The sequence below is a fragment of the Lutibacter sp. genome (genome assembly GCF_041555395.1).
Lineage (GTDB): Bacteria > Bacteroidota > Bacteroidia > Flavobacteriales > Flavobacteriaceae > Lutibacter.
In genome coordinates, this window is the sequence record NZ_JBFFKM010000003.1 from 36,185 (window position 1) to 55,113 (window position 18,929).

22 protein-coding genes are annotated in these 18,929 nt (G+C 34.8%); 16 read left to right on the plus strand and 6 right to left on the minus strand.

Features of this window, described 5'->3' with window-relative positions:
- Window positions 1–84: 84 nt before the first annotated feature.
- On the plus strand, window positions 85–486 hold the full coding sequence (gene mce / locus ABY285_RS01370) for a methylmalonyl-CoA epimerase (protein ID WP_372766233.1): 402 nt from the start codon (window positions 85–87) through the stop codon (window positions 484–486).
- Window positions 487–583: 97 nt separating this feature from the next.
- Here the strand turns inward: mce and ABY285_RS01375 are convergent, their stop codons facing one another.
- Entirely contained in the window at window positions 584–1,096 is a 513-nt protein-coding gene (locus tag ABY285_RS01375; RefSeq protein ID WP_372766235.1) for a VOC family protein, read from the minus strand.
- 158 nt (window positions 1,097–1,254) lie between these two features.
- Between ABY285_RS01375 and ABY285_RS01380 the strand changes: the two genes are divergently transcribed.
- Window positions 1,255–1,530: a winged helix-turn-helix transcriptional regulator gene (locus ABY285_RS01380; protein ID WP_372766237.1), complete on the plus strand. Its 276-nt coding sequence runs from the start codon at window positions 1,255–1,257 to the stop codon at window positions 1,528–1,530.
- 205 nt (window positions 1,531–1,735) lie between these two features.
- On the opposite strand, the gene katG is transcribed toward ABY285_RS01380, so the two are convergent.
- Window positions 1,736–3,928, minus strand: a complete 2,193-nt coding sequence (katG, locus tag ABY285_RS01385) for a catalase/peroxidase HPI (protein ID WP_372766239.1) — start codon at window positions 3,926–3,928, stop codon at window positions 1,736–1,738.
- A 504-nt stretch (window positions 3,929–4,432) separates the two neighbouring features.
- On the opposite strand from katG, the gene ABY285_RS01390 reads away from it, so the two are divergent.
- The 4 genes from ABY285_RS01390 to truB all read left to right on the plus strand — a co-directional run bounded on the left by ABY285_RS01390 (window position 4,433) and on the right by truB (window position 7,151).
- Window positions 4,433–5,311: a cell division protein FtsX gene (locus tag ABY285_RS01390; protein WP_372766241.1), complete on the plus strand. Its 879-nt coding sequence runs from the start codon at window positions 4,433–4,435 to the stop codon at window positions 5,309–5,311.
- A gap of 87 nt (window positions 5,312–5,398) precedes the next feature.
- A complete protein-coding gene (locus tag ABY285_RS01395; RefSeq protein ID WP_372766243.1) occupies window positions 5,399–5,644 on the plus strand; it encodes a DUF3098 domain-containing protein in 246 nt (81 codons plus the stop codon).
- A 2-nt stretch (window positions 5,645–5,646) separates the two neighbouring features.
- On the plus strand, window positions 5,647–6,459 hold the full coding sequence (locus tag ABY285_RS01400) for an undecaprenyl-diphosphate phosphatase (RefSeq protein WP_372766245.1): 813 nt from the start codon (window positions 5,647–5,649) through the stop codon (window positions 6,457–6,459).
- Window positions 6,459–7,151 (plus strand): tRNA pseudouridine(55) synthase TruB, encoded by a 693-nt coding sequence (gene truB, locus ABY285_RS01405; RefSeq protein WP_372766247.1) that lies wholly within the window; start codon window positions 6,459–6,461, stop codon window positions 7,149–7,151. Before ABY285_RS01400 ends, truB begins: the two co-directional genes overlap by 1 nt.
- A gap of 138 nt (window positions 7,152–7,289) precedes the next feature.
- Here truB and ABY285_RS01410 read toward each other — a convergent pair whose 3' ends face one another.
- Window positions 7,290–7,775: an ABC transporter ATPase gene (locus ABY285_RS01410; RefSeq protein WP_372766249.1), complete on the minus strand. Its 486-nt coding sequence runs from the start codon at window positions 7,773–7,775 to the stop codon at window positions 7,290–7,292.
- Between the two features lie 132 nt (window positions 7,776–7,907).
- Window positions 7,908–8,507: a thioredoxin family protein gene (locus tag ABY285_RS01415; protein WP_372766251.1), complete on the minus strand. Its 600-nt coding sequence runs from the start codon at window positions 8,505–8,507 to the stop codon at window positions 7,908–7,910.
- Window positions 8,508–8,745: 238 nt separating this feature from the next.
- Between ABY285_RS01415 and ABY285_RS01420 the strand changes: the two genes are divergently transcribed.
- The 8 genes from ABY285_RS01420 to ABY285_RS01455 all read left to right on the plus strand — a co-directional run bounded on the left by ABY285_RS01420 (window position 8,746) and on the right by ABY285_RS01455 (window position 16,095).
- Window positions 8,746–9,324: a fasciclin domain-containing protein gene (locus ABY285_RS01420; protein WP_372766253.1), complete on the plus strand. Its 579-nt coding sequence runs from the start codon at window positions 8,746–8,748 to the stop codon at window positions 9,322–9,324.
- A gap of 104 nt (window positions 9,325–9,428) precedes the next feature.
- On the plus strand, window positions 9,429–9,905 hold the full coding sequence (locus tag ABY285_RS01425) for a c-type cytochrome (protein ID WP_372766255.1): 477 nt from the start codon (window positions 9,429–9,431) through the stop codon (window positions 9,903–9,905).
- A gap of 30 nt (window positions 9,906–9,935) precedes the next feature.
- Window positions 9,936–11,909 carry a Sec-dependent nitrous-oxide reductase gene (nosZ, locus tag ABY285_RS01430; protein WP_372766257.1) on the plus strand — a complete coding sequence of 658 codons (1,974 nt, stop codon included), beginning with the start codon at window positions 9,936–9,938 and terminating at the stop codon, window positions 11,907–11,909.
- A 259-nt stretch (window positions 11,910–12,168) separates the two neighbouring features.
- Window positions 12,169–12,756, plus strand: a complete 588-nt coding sequence (locus ABY285_RS01435) for a hypothetical protein (RefSeq protein WP_372766362.1) — start codon at window positions 12,169–12,171, stop codon at window positions 12,754–12,756.
- A 185-nt stretch (window positions 12,757–12,941) separates the two neighbouring features.
- On the plus strand, window positions 12,942–13,388 hold the full coding sequence (locus tag ABY285_RS01440) for a nitrous oxide reductase accessory protein NosL (RefSeq protein WP_372766259.1): 447 nt from the start codon (window positions 12,942–12,944) through the stop codon (window positions 13,386–13,388).
- Window positions 13,388–14,620 carry a nitrous oxide reductase family maturation protein NosD gene (locus ABY285_RS01445; protein WP_372766261.1) on the plus strand — a complete coding sequence of 411 codons (1,233 nt, stop codon included), beginning with the start codon at window positions 13,388–13,390 and terminating at the stop codon, window positions 14,618–14,620. The genes ABY285_RS01440 and ABY285_RS01445 overlap by 1 nt, the downstream gene beginning before the upstream one ends.
- Complete coding sequence (locus ABY285_RS01450; RefSeq protein WP_372766263.1) at window positions 14,613–15,320, plus strand: ABC transporter ATP-binding protein; 708 nt, start codon at window positions 14,613–14,615, stop codon at window positions 15,318–15,320. The genes ABY285_RS01445 and ABY285_RS01450 overlap by 8 nt, the downstream gene beginning before the upstream one ends.
- Window positions 15,313–16,095 (plus strand): ABC transporter permease, encoded by a 783-nt coding sequence (locus ABY285_RS01455; RefSeq protein WP_372766265.1) that lies wholly within the window; start codon window positions 15,313–15,315, stop codon window positions 16,093–16,095. Before ABY285_RS01450 ends, ABY285_RS01455 begins: the two co-directional genes overlap by 8 nt.
- Window positions 16,096–16,136: 41 nt before the next feature.
- Here the strand turns inward: ABY285_RS01455 and ABY285_RS01460 are convergent, their stop codons facing one another.
- Window positions 16,137–17,105, minus strand: coding sequence for an NAD-dependent epimerase/dehydratase family protein (locus ABY285_RS01460; protein WP_372766267.1), 969 nt, complete (start codon window positions 17,103–17,105; stop codon window positions 16,137–16,139).
- Between the two features lie 142 nt (window positions 17,106–17,247).
- Between ABY285_RS01460 and ABY285_RS01465 the strand changes: the two genes are divergently transcribed.
- Both ABY285_RS01465 and ABY285_RS01470 read left to right on the plus strand, forming a co-directional pair.
- Entirely contained in the window at window positions 17,248–17,853 is a 606-nt protein-coding gene (locus tag ABY285_RS01465) for a hypothetical protein (RefSeq protein WP_372766269.1), read from the plus strand.
- A complete protein-coding gene (locus ABY285_RS01470) occupies window positions 17,850–18,371 on the plus strand; it encodes a nuclear transport factor 2 family protein (protein ID WP_372766271.1) in 522 nt (173 codons plus the stop codon). The genes ABY285_RS01465 and ABY285_RS01470 overlap by 4 nt, the downstream gene beginning before the upstream one ends.
- 9 nt (window positions 18,372–18,380) lie before the next feature.
- On the opposite strand, the gene ABY285_RS01475 is transcribed toward ABY285_RS01470, so the two are convergent.
- Window positions 18,381–18,851 carry a regulatory protein RecX gene (locus tag ABY285_RS01475; RefSeq protein ID WP_372766273.1) on the minus strand — a complete coding sequence of 157 codons (471 nt, stop codon included), beginning with the start codon at window positions 18,849–18,851 and terminating at the stop codon, window positions 18,381–18,383.
- Window positions 18,852–18,929 lie beyond the last annotated feature (78 nt).

Genomic DNA, 18,929 nt, shown 5'->3' on the forward strand with positions numbered 1-18,929 from the left:
TATTCGAAATACAAATTTTACAGATTTTATGCGTTTAAATTTCAGTAACTTTGAGGGGATACTTATTTCAATTCTACTTAATTTATGAAAAAAATAGAACACATTGGCATTGCCGTAAAAGACCTGGATAAATCGAATGTATTGTTTGCGGCAATTTTTGGAAAAGCGCATTATAAAGTGGAGGAAGTGGAAAGTGAAGGCGTGAAAACTTCTTTTTTTCAAGTGGGTTCAAACAAAATTGAATTGCTGGAAGGCACAAATGAAAACAGCCCTATTGCTAAGTTTATTGACAAAAAAGGGGAAGGCGTTCACCATATTGCTTTTGCCGTAGACGATATTTTAAGTGAAGTGAGGCGTTTAAAAAAAGAAGGATTTATTGTTTTAAACGAAACGCCAAAAAAAGGAGCCGACAATAAATTGGTGGTTTTTTTACACCCAAAATCTACCAATGGTGTTTTAATTGAGCTGTGCCAGGAAATAGGGTAGCGGTTGCAAATTAACAGTTGCCTTTTATTTATTATTTGCTTCATTTTGTTGTAAAACTTAGCAATTTTTATACGCATTCTTCCCTAGAGGCGCCATATTATTTTGAATAAGCTCCAGAAGAATAAGTCAACTCATAACTATGCGTGTATATTTCAAAAATAATCCCGAAAGGATCTTCTACGTAGCACATTTTAAATGGTTTGTCGTTTGGGTAATATGCTCTAATTGGCATTCTTTGCTTTCCTCCATAAGACAAAATTTTATCAATGAGTTCCTCAATATTTGGGTCTTGCACGCAAAAATGAAAAAGACCGGTATTGAATGGGTTAAATTCAGGAGCTTCTTTAACGCCGTTCGGAAAGGAAAATAATTCAATTCCAATTCCGTCTGAAGTTGCTAAATGTGCAATTTCAAATTCTTCCCAGTCTTCTCCAAAAACGTCAATACACATTTGACCAATGGCAGTTTCCTTTTCTTTTTTGACTTTTGAGGGTTCCATAATAATGTACCAACCCATGACTTCTGAATAGAATTTTACAGCTTCATTTATATTTGGAACTGTAATTCCAATATGAGAAAATGATTTTGGATAATTTTTAATAGTTGTCATTGGTTATATTTTTAGATTGCAAAATTAGGTTATATTTGTCTTAATAACAATAACTAACCAAAAAGTAGTATAGTTACTAAAACGAGTAAAATAATGGATATGAATAATTTAAATATTAAATTTTGAATAAAAATAATTATTGTCCTCTTAATTATACAATGAATTTAATTGGTACAAAATGGAAGCCTCTAATATTATTTCATTTATTGGAGGGTGCTTTGCGTTCTGGAATATTACAGAAGAAAATCCCGGGAATTTCTAATAAAATGTTTACCCAAACTGTAAGGGAATTGGAGAAAGACAATCTTATTTTTAGAAAAGTTTTTCCCGTTGTTCCTCCTAAGGTTGAATATAAACTAAGCGATAAAGGAAAATCTCTGGAAAATATTTTAAGAAGTTTGGATAAATGGGGTTCAGAAGATAATCGTAATTAATTTAATAGAGCGATGTGTCTTTTAATTACACACAAGGGTTTGTGGCATGGTGTCGTGCTGGATTACGAAGGGATTTCCTGTCAGTTTACGCCGACTTATTTACGAGCCAAAAACCTCGCATATCCCATGAAGCCCAGCACCATCACATGTGTTAGCGTTTCGTGCTTAATTCTTAATCAATTACGATATTTTAAGTATCAACATATCAAACCAAATCAAAGCGGTCAAGATTCATTACTTTTGTCCAAGCTTTTACAAAGTCTTGTAAAAACTTCTCTTGTGAATCCTTACATCCATATACTTCTGCTAAAGCACGTAACTCCGAGTTAGAACCGAAGATTAAATCGGCACGTGTGGCAATCCACTTTTGCTTACCTGTTGTACGATTTAAACCTTCAAATGCTTCCCCAGCTTCAGAGGTTGCTTTCCAAGTTGTACCTATATCAAGTAAGTTTATAAAAAAATCATTTGTTAGTGTTTCTGGACGCTCTGTAAACACTCCGTATTTAGAGCCATCAAAGTTAGTGTTCAATGCCCGCATACCCCCAATAAGTACAGTCATTTCAGGAGCGGTTAGCGTTAAAAGCTGAGCTTTATCAACTAACATTTCTTCTGTTATTGCTGTATAGGTTGCATTTTTATAATTACGGAATCCATCTGATTTTGGTTCAAGAGCTGCGAATGATGCTACATCTGTTTGTTCAAATTTCGCATCTGCTCTACCTGGTGTAAATGGAACGGCAATAGTTTTACCGGCATCTTTTGCAGCTTTTTCGATAGCTGCAGCTCCACCCAGAACGATTAAGTCCGCCATAGAAACTGCCTTGTTTCCTGATAGAGCGTCATTAAATTCTTTTTGAATAGCTTCTAATTTTGCCAAAACGGTTTTTAATTGAGCAGGATTATTCACTTCCCAGTTATTTTGAGGAGCAAAACGAATACGAGCACCGTTTGCACCACCACGTTTATCTGAACCACGAAATGTAGATGCTGAAGCCCAGGCCGTAGAAACTAATTGAGAGGTAGTTAATCCAGAAGATAAAATCTTATCTTTTAATGTAGCGATGTTTTTATCGTTAATTAATTCGTGTGTAATTGTTGGAATTGGGTCTTGCCAAATTAATTTTTCGTGAGGAACTTCTGAGCCTAAATAACGAGAAATAGGTCCCATATCACGGTGAGTTAATTTGAACCAAGCTCTTGAAAATGCATCAGCAAACTCAGTAGGGTTTTCATAAAAACGTCTTGAGATTGGTTCATAAATAGGATCCATTCTTAACGCAAGGTCAGCTGTAGTCATTATAGGAGCGTGTCGTTTTGATGAATCGTGTGCATCTGGAACGGCAGTAGCTGCTTTAGGATCAGTTGGAACCCATTGCCAAGCTCCAGCTGGACTTTTTACTAAATTCCACTCATAACCAAATAAGGTTTCAAAATAACTGTTATCCCATTTTATTGGAGTGGGAGTCCATGCACCTTCAATGCCACTGCTAATAGTATCTACACCTTTACCTGTTCCAAAACTACTTATCCATCCAAGTCCTTGCTCTTCAATGCAAGCAGCTTCCGGTTCCCTGCCTACGTGTGAAGTGTCACCAGCACCGTGGCATTTACCAAAGGTATGGCCTCCTGCAACAAGAGCAACGGTCTCTTCATCATTCATTGCCATACGAGCAAAGGTTTCACGAATGTCTTTACCTGAAGCAATTACATTAGGTTCTCCATTAGGGCCTTCAGGGTTTACATAAATTAACCCCATCTGAACTGCTGCTAAAGGATTTTCTAGAACTCTCTCACCTGTGTAACGCTTATCTCCTAGCCATTCAGTTTCTGCTCCCCAATAAATATCTTGCTCTGGTTCCCAAATATCCTCACGTCCACCTCCAAATCCAAATGTTTTAAATCCCATTGATTCTAAAGCACAGTTCCCTGTAAGAATCATTAAATCTGCCCAAGATATTTTTTTACCATACTTTTGTTTAATAGGCCAAAGTAACCTGCGAGCCTTATCAAGGTTCACATTATCTGGCCAGCTGTTTAAAGGGGCAAAACGTTGATTGCCTGTTGATGCGCCACCACGGCCATCTGAAATGCGATAGGTTCCTGCACTATGCCAGGCCATACGAATGAATAAGGGACCATAATGGCCATAATCTGCTGGCCACCATCCCTGTGAATCGACCATTAGTTTGTTAATGTCTTTTTTTATTGCTTTTAAGTCTAAACTTTTGAATGCTTCAGCATAATTAAATTCATCTCCCATTGGATTAGATAAAGAAGAGTGGAGACGCAGGATGTTTAAATTTAGTCGATTAGGCCACCAATCTTTATTGGTAATTTGTTTTTGTATTGCTTGTCCGTTATGAAAAGGACATTTGCTTTCGTTTGAATCACTCATAGTTGTATGTATTTATTGTGTGAATATACTTTAATGATAATCGATTTATATTTAAAATTAATAAATTTTTCGGTTGTAGCAAATCGTTAGTTGAATGTTTGTCGGTTAATATTTAGTTTAAAGATAAGCATAAATTATATTTGTATAGCTAAAGCAGGATTTATTTATTAAACTGTATAGTTATTTTAGGACGGGTCAAATGACCAGTCAAAACGTGGTCTGCAGGTAGGCAAAAGGGAGGGTAAAGGGAGGATACTCCATACATAGTGATATAGTAGTGTTATAGTCGCTATAACACCCCGCCTAAAAAATGGTCATTACTATGAGCGATTGCGACGAAGTAATCTCATGGTAACTAAGTCAATGACCACAATAAACGACAGCACGACAGCACGACCGCAAGACAAATTTTAAGTCATCAGTATACAGTAAAAAAACCAACAACCAACAACCAAAAACTAACAACAAAATTGTATATTGCAGGCGCTTTAAAATCAGTTTCTTTTGAATAATTCGTTCGATAAATATCAAAAAAGAAGATTGCGTTCTTCTTATCTTTCTGTCATCGTAAGCATTGCTTTGGTGTTATTTTTAGTGGGTCTTCTAGGGCTTATTGTGCTAAAAACCAATAGCATAACGAAACATTTTAAAGAAAAAGTGGCCATTACCGTATTTTTAAATGACAATGCCAATGACAGTGATGTGGAAACATTGCGGGCCGAATTAAAAAGGGAGGAATATGCGAAAACGGTCACGTATATTTCAAAAGAGGAAGCCGCGAAAATATACAGCGAAGACATTGGTGAAAACTTTTTAGAATTCTTGGGTGAAAATCCGCTAAAAAACGCCATTGATATTTTGTTGAAATCAGAATTTGTAACGCCCGAAATTATGGCTGGCATAGAAAAAAATTTGGTGCTTAGAAGCATTGTTTCGGAAGTTACTTACGACAAACCACTGATTGAATTGCTATCGAAAAACATCAATCGTTTAAGTTTTTGGATGCTGCTGTTTAGCGCGCTGTTTACCTTAATTGCGGTTGTTTTAATTAATGGTTCTATTCGACTTTCGGTATATTCAAAGCGATTCACCATCAAAACAATGCAAATGGTGGGTGCTACGAAAGGTTTTATAAGAAATCCGTTTATTTGGCAAAGCGTAAAATTAGGCATTATTGGCGCGTTGGTTTCTATTGTGGGTCTGGTTGTTTTTATTTCCTATTTAAACAAAAATATTCCGGAATTGGAGCTGTTTAGTGATATTAACATGTTGGCCATGGTGTTTTTTGGCATTATTGGTTTGGGTATTCTAATTACCTGGTTAAGTACATTTTTTGCGACCCAACGATTTTTAAACCTGAGAAGCGACGAACTTTATTATTGATAATAAAGGGGTGTTGAACACTGTTTAAAACCAAAATTAAATTCAAGTTGATTTTATTCAAACTTTAAAAACTATAAAACCTTCATAATGAAGAAAAAAAACGAAGAAGTTAAAAGCGAATTCCTTTTCGGAAAAAGGAATTATGTGATCATGTTAATCGGTATTGCTTTTATTGGGCTCGGATTTGTTTTAATGGCGGGAGGCGGAAGCGACAATCCCGAAATTTTTAATGCAGATATTTATAATTTTAGAAGAATTCGTTTAGCACCAACATTGGTAATAATTGGTTTGGGCATTGAAATTTATGCCATAATGACGAAACCTAAAAAATAAGAATGAATTTAATTGAAGTTATTATTTTAGCCATAATTGAAGGAATTACTGAATATTTACCGGTTTCATCAACTGGCCATTTAATTATCGCTTCATCCTTTTTTGGCATTGCCGGCGACGATTTCACCAAATTATTTACCATCGTTATTCAGTTGGGTGGTATTTTGGCTGTGTTGGCTTTATATTGGAAACGTTTTTTTCAAAGTGTCGATTTTTATTTAAAACTATTTGTGGCGTTTTTGCCTGCTGTTTTCTTCGGATTGCTTCTTAATAATTATATAGATGGTTGGCTGGAAAGTCCTATAATTGTTGCGGTTACCTTAATTTTGGGCGGAATTATTTTAATAAAAGTTGATGATTGGTTTAAAACGAATGAAATTATTGATCCAAACGAACCCTATATTCATACGGAGATTGGGTATGCCACTGCACTAAAAATTGGGTTTTTTCAATGTTTGGCGATGATTCCTGGAACTTCCAGAAGCGGCGCCTCAATTATAGGAGGGATGACCCAAAAATTAAACAGAAGAACAGCGGCCGAATTTTCATTTTTTCTTGCGGTGCCAACCATGTTTGGCGCAACTTCAAAAAAACTGTTCGATTATTACAATAACGGATTTGTTTTAAGCAATGACCAAATTAATTATTTGCTGCTGGGAAATGTGATTTCATTTATTGTAGCGTTGCTTGCCATCAAATTTTTTATAGACTATTTAAGTAAAAACGGATTTAAATTGTTTGGTTATTACCGGATTGGTTTGGGCCTTGCTTTATTGCTGATTCATTATTTTGTCATGCCATTAACTGTTGTATAATGTTAACTGTTGAAGATTTTAAAAGCGGACAGGTTTTGTTGATAGACAAACCTTTAAACTGGACTTCCTTTCAGGTCGTCAACAAATTGCGTTGGCATATTCGCCAAAAATTTGACCTCAAAAAAATAAAGGTGGGCCATGCAGGCACGTTAGATCCTTTAGCGACCGGGTTGTTAATTATTTGTACAGGAAGCTTCACAAAGAAAATTGATGAATATCAGGGGCAAATTAAAGAATATACGGGTGAAATAACCTTAGGGGCAACAACTCCAAGCTATGATTTGGAAACTGAAGTTGATGAGTTTTTTCCTGTTGATCATATTACTGATGACTTAATTTATAAAACTACCGGGCAATTTATTGGGGAAATTAGTCAGATTCCACCAATGTTTTCTGCTATAAAAATGGAAGGAGTACGTTTGTATAACCTGGCGCGTGAAGGAAAAACGGCCGAAATAAAATCGCGGAAAATATCCATTGAAACCTTTGAGGTTACCAATATCGATTTGCCGAAAATTCAGTTTCGGGTGGTATGTAGCAAAGGAACTTATATCCGGTCTTTAGCATATGATTTTGGCAAAGCGTTAAATTCAGGCGGACATTTGTCGGCACTAAGACGTACAAAAATCGGTGAATTCAGTGTAGAAAGCGCTACAGAACCTTTAGCGTATATTGATGCCTATTTAAGCTGAAAAAATAATTAGCCAATGACATTATTAGCCAATTAGCCAATAATTTGTTCATTTATGTGTTTTTTATTCTCGCGAACTTTGCGTAAAGCTTTGCGCTCATTGCGGTTAAAAAAACAGTTTTGTTATTTATTGGGTTTGCTATTTCACAAATCTCCCCAGCCAGCTGTCCATAATATTAATTTCCCAGCCAAATTCCAATTCTTCTTTAAGGTTAATCATGGAATTAAATACCATCGTGTTTTGTGAAACACCTTTGTCCTTAATCATTTTTTTGAACTCGGGAAGTGCTTTATACTGTACGAATTCTCCTTGTTTGTAACACACATTAATCCTGTCCATTAAAATAAGCTCGTAGCTGTTTTCAAGTGATTGAATAAAGCTTGCCAATTTATCCTGGGCTTCCAAACTCAGGCTTTGTTCTGTATCGTTGGCGGTAACAATAATAAAACGGTCGTATTTTATAACAAATGCCGCTGAAATAGGCTGATTCTCATTTTCCCAGTCCGTTAAAAATTGTTCAATTTTGGTGATTATTTCTGGAAGTTCCTGTAGATAAAATTTTCTGCTTGCCGGAAATACCCAAATTTTTGCGGTTTCGGGGATGCTGTTAAAATCTGTAATCATGGATTGTATTTAGGCCGCAAAGGTATTCAAAATAAACCGATAACTGTATGCTGGGATTAAAAGCAATTGAATTAACAATTAACAGTTAAACATAACCGAAAACAGTTCACCAATAATTATTAATTAAAAAAGTTAAGAAGCTTTCAATAAGCTTAAGAGTTCCTCCTGCGTATTGTTGCCTTTATCTTTATTGTACCAAATTTGCAGATTCTTTTTAAAATCTTCATCCAAACTTCCGTTTTTGGATTTATAATCCACCACCATCTTTGACGCAATAGTAGGTCTGGGCCCCCAGGAATCCAACACATTATTTTCCTGATCTAAAATAAGGACTTTAGGAATGGATTTGCTGCCGTTTGTTAAATACTGGTTCATCAAAGCCTCATTTTCATCGCGCAGAACAATTTTGAAATCAATTTTGTCCGATGCTTCTGCAACTTTATTGATGACAGGTAAAATTTGGGCAGCATCGCCGCACCAGCCTTCGGTAATAACTAAAAAAGTAAAACCCTTGTTCAGATTGTCCAGGGAGTTTTGAGTTTCATCCGATATTTTCAACGTTTTATCTAGGCGGTCCATTCTTGTATCATTCAATCTACTGAAATTCAGATGTTCATCAGTTTGTTTAATTCCGGTTGATTTTCCTTCAGAAATTAATTTTTTTATGAAGCTTCTATAGGACAAATAGGAAATTGTTTTATTTAAACTGTTTTTTATTAGAAAGTTATCCATTTTTTTATTAAATTTATTGTCATTCTTGTCGCGTTTTTAGATTTTTTCTTACGGCATTTAGCATTTTTTAAATCTCAAAAGGCAAACTTAGAATTTTATTTTGGTAACAAAGGTAACATTGGTTGCAATATATAAAGATAAAAATATCTTTTATTCGCTAAATTATGATATTAGTCATAATTTAGCTAATTTTGGAACATTACATTTGCTGAGTATTTATTAACATTAACCATAAATTATGAAAAAAATCAATTTAACCACCTCACTTTTAGCAGTATTTGCACTATTCATTGTTTCGTGCAATGGCGGAGAAAAAAAACAAGAAGTAACTGAAACAAAAACAGAAACTGCTTCAGAAGGGAAAGGGCAATCAGCTGTTTCCGACGATGTTTCGGCGGCAAACGCATTACAAGTGGCAAAATCATTAGATGACTTCAAAACATTGGTAGTAGCTATTGAAGCCGCGGGTGTTGAAGATGCTGTTGTAAATGTTGGCCCATTAACAATCTTTGCTCCTGTAAATGCAGCTTTTGATAAGCTTCCCGAAGGAACTGTGGAAACATTATTAAAACCTGAAAATAAGGAAAAACTGGCTTTTATTCTAGTCAATCATGTGGCTCCGGCGAATTATCCTATTGAACAACTTAAAAAGGAAGCTAAAAAGGGCCGCAAATTATATATGGCTTCTGGTAAATATTTACTTGTTGAAGATAAAGAAGATGGCGTTTATGTTGGCGGAACTAAAATATTAAAAACTGTAAATGTGAGCAATGGCTGGATTCATGTAATCGACAATGTATTGGTGCCTACCGAATAATTTTGAAAAAAAAACGAACAAAAAAAATTGAATAGCCAGGATTTCTTATTGAAAACTTTAAAAGAGGCTGTTTTATATAACCCTAACTGAAATAAATTTTATAGATGAACTTAAAAGTAGTAGTATTAGCACTTGTAGCAGCAGTAATCACAAGCTGTGGAGGTGATGGCAAAAAGGAGGAAAAAGTTTCAGCGCCTGTTGAAGAACAAAAAGCAGTGGTTGAGGAAACCGACCCTATGAAAGATAAAGGTATTGGACCAATAACCAGCATTGAACTTGGTGATATTGACCAAAATATGGCCGATGAAGGAAAAGCTATTTTTGCAGCAAAATGTGCTGCCTGTCATAAAATCAGCAAAAGACTTATTGGGCCGGCTATGGTTGGGGTAACTGAAAGACGTACACCAGAGTGGATTATGAATATGATTCTTAACCCGGAAGTAATGGTTGTTGAAAATCCAATAGCTAAAAAATTGCTTGCTGAATATATCGCTCCAATGGCCAATCAAAGTTTAACAGAAGAAGAAGCGAGAAAAATATTAGAATACTTTAGAACAAAAACATCTGCAACGGATGAATAAGATGAATACCAAACAATAAAATACTATAATATGAAAACAATTTTTAAATCTTTACTTGCAATTACGGTACTTTCAATGGTACTGGGAAGTTGTGGAAAAGGAGACTCAAAGAAAAATGGCGCTTTATCCAGTAATGCTGCCGAAAAAGTGTACGTGGCTCCAGGTGAATATGATGAGTTCTATGCTTTTGTATCAGGAGGATTCAGTGGCCAATTGGCTGTTTATGGACTTCCGTCAGGACGTTTATTTAAAGTAATTCCTGTTTTTTCGGTAGATGCTGAAAAAGCTTACGGATTTAATGAAGAAACAAAACCAATGCTTAATACTTCTCACGGATTTATTCCATGGGATGATTCACATCACCCTGATATTTCTCAAACCGCAGGTGAATTGGATGGACGTTGGGTATTTATCAATGGTAACAATACACCTCGTATTGCAAAAATTGATTTAACAACTTTTGAAACTACTGAAATTATTGAAATTCCTAACTCAGCAGGTAACCACAGTTCCTCTTTTGTTACCGAAAATACAGAATATGTTGTGGCAGGAACACGTTTTAGTATTCCTTTTCCTCAAAGAGATATGCCTATTAAAGAGTATAAAGGAAACTTTAAAGGAGCTTTAACTTTTATTAAAGTTGATCCTAAAGATGGCGGTATGGATATTAAGTTCCAATTAATGATGCCTGGTTTTAACTATGATTTATCACACCCTGGAAGAGGTGATTCACATGGTTGGTTTTTCTTTACAACTTATAATACAGAAGAAGCAAATTCATTGTTAGAGGTAAATGCCTCTCAAAATGACAAGGATTTTATTGCTGCCATCAACTGGAAAAAAATTGAAGAATATGTAAATAATGGAGGCGGTACAAAAGCGCCAACCAGGTATGCGCACAATGTTTATAAGGATGAAACACATTCTGCCACTTCTACGATAAAAGAAGAAGTATTAATTGTGAACCCAAGTGACGTTCCTGGTGCTATCTATTTTATGCCAACACCAAAATCTCCTCATGGTTGCGATGTTGATCCATCAGGTGAATATATTGTTGGAAGCGGAAAATTGGCTGCTGAATTAACAATCCACTCATTCAGTAAAATGCTTAAAGCGATTGAAGAGAAAAAATTTGACGGCGATGCTTATGGCATTCCAATTTTGCAATACGAAGCAACTTTGGCCGGAGCAGTTAAACAACCTGGCTTAGGACCATTACATACCGAGTTTGACGGAAAAGGAAATGCCTATACTACCTTCTTTATTTCTTCTGAAGTGGTTAAATGGAAATTAGGAACATGGGAAGTTATCGACAGAAAACCAGTTTATTACTCTGTGGGTCACTTAATGATTCCTGGAGGAAATTCAAGAAAACCTTTCGGTAAATACTTGTTGGCGATGAACAAAATTACAAAGGACCGTTATTTGCCAACGGGTCCTGAAGTAACCCAATCTGCGCAATTATTTGATATTACAGGAGAGAAAATGGAGTTGCTATTAGATTTCCCAACAATTGGAGAGCCACATTATGCCGCAGGAATCCCAGCGGAATTAATAATGCCTAAATCTAAAAAAATATACAAATTAGAAGAAAATAAACACCCGTTTGCTACCAAGTCTCAGGCTGCTGCTAAAGTGATAAGAAAAGGAAACGAAGTTCATGTGTATATGACCATGATACGTTCTCACTTTGCTCCGGACAACATTGAAGGTATCCAAGTTGGCGACAAAGTGTTTTTCCACATAACAAACCTTGAGCAAGATTATGATGTGCCTCACGGATTTGCCGTAATTGGCGCTCAAACTTCTGAGTTGTTGATTATGCCTGGTCAAACAGAAACCAATATTTGGGAACCTAAGCAAGTTGGTGTCTGGCCGTTTTATTGTACAGATTTCTGTTCAGCTTTGCACCAGGAAATGCAGGGTTATATCAGGGTATCTCCAAAAGGATCTAACGTTCCGTTAACATATACTTTGGATGGTGATGCTGTTGATGCTGAATAATACAACTTTTATAAAATGAAACTTTAAATAGTTTAAATAAGCGGGCATTATTTTAAAATTTTGCCCGCTTTAAATAAAAATCGAATGAAAAAATTTATTTGCTGTTTACATGAATCTTCACCTTAAGTTTTTTAATCTTTATTTCGTGAATTCTTAAAATCGAAGAGTTATAAATTTTTTGATAATTTGAAGTAGGGTGTTTCGTGTAAAATGTGTCAGTTATTTTGCACATCTAATAAAAGCAATAATTTTTTAAATGATGAAAAAATCTAAAATATTAATGATAGTGGGCTCTCTGCTATTACTTGGGCTATTTGTATTTCCTTTATGGAATATAACGCTGGAAGCTCCGCAATATCCAATTCCATTAGGGATGGATATCCACATCAATAAATTCAAGGATACTCATGAATTTGATATCAAAAATATCAATTTAATGAACCACTACGTGGGGATGCAATATATTCCCGAAACCATTCCCGAGTTTAAAATATTTCCCATAGCCATAGGTGTCATGGCGGTTTTAGGTGTGATTATCGGGTTTTTTGGCAACCATAAATTATTTCTGGCCTGGTTTGTTTTAATGTGTGTTTTAGGGATTGCCGGGATGTATGATTTCTATTTGTGGGAGTACGATTATGGACATAATTTAAATCCGAAAGCAATTATGAAATTCACGAACCCTGATGGTTCGGTGATGGGATTTCAACCGCCTCTTTTCGGCACAAAGGACATTCTTAATTTTAAGGCACATTCCTATCCAAGAACCGGAGCTTATTTTTTGTTTGCGGGAATGATGTTAACCTTGGTTGCATTTTTTGTCGGTAAAAAAGAAACAAAAGCATAAATATTTTTATTGTTGTTCAACAGATAAAACGGGTATATGTTCTTATACTCGTTTTATATTGAATCAAATATTTTATTAATTAATAAACCGGTAACTAAGAGGTTGAATTCTAAATATTCAAAACGCAAAACTTAAAACTCAAAACTTTTTACTGTATATTTGAGAACTATTAAAATCAAAAAATAATGAAAACTAAATTCCTCAAACTATTTCTTGGGACCATCGTTTTGTTGCTCACAATTTCTTGTAAAGTGGAACCTGAAGCCATTGAATTTGGCAAAGATCAATGTGATTTTTGTAAAATGAATATTGTGGATAAAACCCATGCAGCGCAATTTGTTACAGCAAAGGGCAAGCAGTTCAAATTTGACGCCATTGAGTGTGTGGTTAATTATGTAGGTCAAAATAGTGAAGAAAAAATAGCGGTATTATTGGTGGCGGATTATGGGAATCCGGGAGAAATGACAGATGCTGAAACAGCCGCCTATTTAATAAGTACTGAAATAAAAAGTCCTATGGGCGCAAATCTTTCTGCGTTTTCATTAAAAAATACTGCTGAAGAATATCAGCAAAAACACTCAGGGGAAATCTACACTTGGGAAACACTGAAACAAAAACTTTCCGATAAATAATGAAGTGTAAAATCCTGTTATTTTTCTTTTTTATTTCTATTGCAGTTACCGCTAAACAAATTGTAGTTTGCGAAAGCTGTGACATTAAAAACATTAAAGAAGCCATCAAAGTCGCAAAGGATGGCGATGAGATTCTTATTAAAAAAGGAGTTTATAAAGAGCATAATATTGTCATTAATAAGCCTATATCCTTAATAGGCGAAGAAGGAGCCATTATTGACGGTCAAAATGTGGGAGGCATATTAATTTTTGAAACAAATAAATTTAAGATTAAAGGCTTGAAAATTATTAATGTGGGCGCTAGCTATACCGTAGAATATGCTGCAATAAAAGTGATAAAGGGTATTGATTTTATGATAGAAAACTGCATTTTGGAAAATGTTTACTTTGGAATTTTAATTGAAAAATCAAAAAGAGGCATTATTAGAAACAATAAAATCTCAAGCAACCGCAAAAACGAAGCCGGCTCAGGAAACGGCATTCATATTTGGAGTGGCGATGATATGAAAGTTTACAACAATGAAATGTATGGCCTCCGCGACGGCATCTACTTCGAATTTGTAAAAAAAAGTATGGTATATAAAAACTTCAGCCATAACAATATCCGCTATGGGCTGCATTTTATGTTTTCGAACAATAATGTGTATCACCACAATGAGTTTAGAAATAACGGAGCCGGCGTTGCGGTTATGTTTTCTAAATATATTACCATGCACCATAATAAATTTAGGCTTAATTGGGGATCTGCTTCCTATGGTTTACTGTTAAAAGAAATTTATGATGCAGAAATTTATGATAATTTGTTTGAACAAAATACAATTGGTATCAATGCAGAAGGTTCAACCCGCATTAATTATAAAAACAACATTTTTTTGCGAAATGGCTGGGCTGTTAAAATTAGGGGAGCCTGTTATTCGAACATTTTTATCAATAATGACTTTATGAACAATTCGTTAGACTTGGCTTACAATTCTAACATTAATGACAATAAGTTCAATAATAATTATTGGAGTGAATATACCGGATATGATTTAGATAAAAATGGCATTGGTGATGTGCCTTATAGGCCTGTAAAACTTTTTTCTTACATTGTGAATAAAACACCGGAAGCCTTGATATTACTAAGAAGTTTGTTTGTAGATATTGTCAATTTTTCAGAAAAAGTTTCGCCGGTTTTTACGCCCGACGATTTAATGGACATCAACCCGCTAATGAAAAGAATAAATGATTGAATTTAAGAATTTACACAAACGATTTGGAAAATTAGTCGTTTTGGACGGTTTAGACCTCGAAATTAGTAAAGGAGGAATATTTGCCATTCTAGGACCTAACGGCTCTGGAAAAACCACCTTAATTAAATGTTTGCTTGGGATGGTAATCCCAAATAAAGGCGAAATAATTTTCGATAAAAAAAGTGTTTTTCAGCAGTGGGCATACCGAAATAACTTAAATTATTTACCGCAAATAGCCAATTTTCCTGCGAACTTAACGGTAATTGAGCTCATAAATATGGTTAAAAACCTTAGGCCAAAAGAGGCCAATGATCACGAGCTCATTGAACTTTTTGGGTTGAAAAACTTTTTGGACAAAAAACTTGGAAATTTATCGGGAGGAACAAAGCAAAAAGTAAACATTGTGCTGACATTTATGTTTGACAGTGAACTAATTATTTTGGATGAACCTACAAATGGTTTAGATCCAATTGCGCTCATTCGTTTAAAAGAAATTATTCAGAAAGAGAAAGAGAAGGGCAAAACCATATTAATCACTTCGCATATTATGAGTTTTGTTGATGAAGTTGCAGATGAAATTGTTTTCTTGCTCGATGGTAAAATTTACTTTAAGGGAACCATTGAAGCCTTGAAAAAGCAAACGAACAATGACAATTTAGAACATGCAATCGCCAATTTAATATCCAAACAAGATGCTTAAAATATTAAAATACAGTTTTTACGATTTAATGCGAAGTCGGTGGAGTTATGTGTACTTTATGTTTTATTTGATACTGGGTTTTGTGTTGTTATTTCTGAATAACGACGTGGATAAAGCCGTAATCACATTAATGAACATCATCATTGTTTTAACGCCTTTAATAGGCACTATTTTTGGCGTAATGTACTATTATGATTCAAAAGAATTTACTGAATTGTTATTGGCACAACCCATAAACCGAAAAAAAATATTTATGGGACAGTATTTGGGAATTTCAATTTCTTTGACCCTAAGTTTGCTTTTGGGGTTGGGAATACCATTTGTTTTGTATGGAATATTTAAATCGGCCGCTATTTTTAATTTTAGCCTGTTGTTGGTTGTCGGCACTTTTCTGAATTTTATTTTTGTGGCTTTGTCCTACAACATTGCCCTTTCAACCGAAAATAAAATCAAGGGATTTGGTTATGCCATTTTAATGTGGTTGTTCTTGGCCGTCATTTACGATGGAATTTTTCTAATATCATTGGTGCTTCTAAATGAGTATCCATTGGATAAATTTTCATTGATGGCAACAATGCTCAATCCGATTGATTTATCACGGATTTTAATTTTGTTGAAGCTTGATATTTCTGCACTGCTTGGATACACAGGTGCTGTGTTCCGTAAATTTTTTGGAACAAATTTTGGAATGTTTATTTCAATGGGTGTTTTAATGCTGTGGGTAATTTTACCGGTTTTCAGAATGAACTTAAAGTTGCGAAAAAAAGACTTTTAAAAAAAAGCCCCGAAATATATTTTCGGGGCTTTTTTTAGTAGCTATTTTTGAGTTTTAATCTCATCAAATTTAACCTGCAAATTCCTTAACATGCTGTCAGAGAGTTTTGCTAAATCAAATTTGTGCTGCCATCCCCAATCCTTTCTGGCTTCGGAATCGTCAATACTGCTTGGCCAGCTGTCGGCAATACTTTGCCTGAAGTCTGAATGGTAAGAAATGGCAAATTTGGGAATGAAATTTTTAATTTCCTCGGCAATTTCTTCAGGCGTAAAACTGATAGCTGCCAAGTTGTAGGAAGATCTGATTTTTATGTTTTCGGCAGGGGCCTCCATTATTTTTAAGGTGGCGTCAATCGCATCCTCCATATACATCATCGGTAATTTGGTGTCTTTGCTTAAAAAAGAATCGTAATTGCCATCAAGCAGCGCTTTATGGTAAATTTCTATGGCATAATCGGTTGTTCCTCCTCCCGGACTTGTTTTCCAGCTTATGATTCCCGGATAACGCATGCTTCTTACATCTACGCCGTATTTATCATAATAATATTCACACCAGCGTTCTCCGGCCAGTTTACTTATTCCGTAAACGGTGGTTGGTTCCATCACTGTTTTTTGAGGTGTATTTTCCTTTGGCGTTGTTGGCCCGAATACAGCGATTGAACTTGGCCAAAATATTTTTTTAATTTTTCCTTCTTTCGCCAAATTAAGGATGTTCAATAACGAATTCATGTTGAGTTCCCATGCTTTTGCCGGGAATTTTTCGCCAATTGCCGAGAGCATTGCTGCCATCAAATACACTTCAGTAATCGCATATTTATCAATAACGGCAGAAATTTGGTTATAATCCAGTGCATTTATAAACTCAAAAGGACCAGACTGCATTAATTCTTCGCTTCCTTCGCTGATGTCTGATGCAATTACGGCGTTTTTTCCATAATTTTTGCGTAATTTTAGTGTCAGTTCAGTACCAATCTGACCGCATGCACCTATAATTAATATGCTTTTATCCATAGAGTTATATATCCTTTTATCACGGATGCAAATATACTGAAAATTAAATTTTTGGGTTATTCTGAATCGTTTTTTATCAAATTATTAATTTTATAATAAAATAGTGTAATAATTAGTATTTTTGGCGTTAATAAGTTTTATAATGAAGTATATATATCCTTTTTTATTAATGATTTTATTGTTCAATTTTTCTTGCAATAGAAATAAAGAGACGGCAGCCGTTTCTGATAAATCTGATTCTTTAAAAATAGATGCAAATCGAATAGAAAATAAGATTGGTGAAACATTAATTCCGGAAGCAAAATCAGGCCTGGATACTTGGAAAGAATATCAGGATGTTGATGAACTATTGTTAAAATATTATAGCATAACCACTTTTGAAGCGCTAAGCAGCGCAAAGGAACTTTCGGAATTGGTTAAGTTGATGAAAGATTCCTTAAGGGTTGAGAAATTACAAAAACCGAATATCATAGCACGAATCAATGTATTGCACAATGAAACGTTGCGATTGGCCGATATGGCTATAATTCCTTCCATTTCAAAAGAAGAAGTGAAAGAGGAAGTTAGCAATATAGTGTCAATTTATTCGGCAATCAATTCAAAAATAAACACTATTTATCAGGCTGAAACTATTCAAAATGCATTAGAGGTTGATACGGAAAACCCTGTTGAAGTCAAAGAAACCATCACTCCGCCACGCTATGAAAATATGCAGCGAAAAAGACTTTTAAAAAATAAACAGCAATGACAAAAAAAATCTTATTAATTATTTTTTTAGCGATTTTTTCCGCCTGTCAAAATGAACAATCTGAAACAAAAAAGATAACGGTCAGTTCTGAAAAAGAGACTATAAACACCATGTTGGATGCCTGGCATAAAAACGCTTCAGAGTCAAATTATGAATCGTATTTTGATTCGATGACGGCCAACAGTGTTTTTATTGGAACCGATGCTCAAGAAAATTGGAACAAAAAGGACTTTAAAGCATTCAGTAAACCATTTTTTGATCGGGGTAAAGCATGGGATTTTAAGCCGCTTAAACGAAATATTTATGTTTCAGCCGGTGGAAATATTGCTTGGTTTGATGAACTTTTGACTACTTGGATGGGGGTTTGCAGAGGTTCGGGAGTTTTAAATAAAACCGATAATACCTGGAAAATTGAACATTATGTGCTTTCGGTAACCGTCCCAAATACCCATATCACCGATGTTATTGCCATAAAAAAAGAAATGGATTCCGTATTTATAAGCAAACTTAACCAGTAGAATAATCCATTAAATGAATCCTTTTGCAACCTCATAAATGAATTCAGATTCATAGCCTTTTGAGCTAAGATAAGTTAAAAGTTTGCCTCTTTTTTTGAATGCATTGGGTTCTTTAATCAAGACCCATTTTTTTTCTGCAATTTTTTGAAGGGTTTTAAAATATTCTTGATCATCAATTTCATTTAAAGCTGTTTTTATGTTATAGGATGAAATATTTCTGAATTTTAATTCATTTACAATTTTAATTCGTCCCCAGTTTTTTATGGAGAATTTACCCCTGGCAAAAGCTTTTGAAAAGCGTTCTTCATTTAAAAAATTGTGCTGTAACAAATGAAGCATTATTTTTTCTCTCGCTTCAGGTATCATATGCAAATCGTACAGTTTTTGATCCACTTCTTTGTGGCAGCGTTCCTGATAGGCGCAAAAGTTCTCCATCAATTTGGTTGCTTCTTCTACCGTATAAGATTTTTCATTTTTCATATCCTACAAATTAAATAAAAAAAGCAACGCTGTTATACCAATTGAATTTGAATGTTTAATGGGTGTTTTAATCGCTTT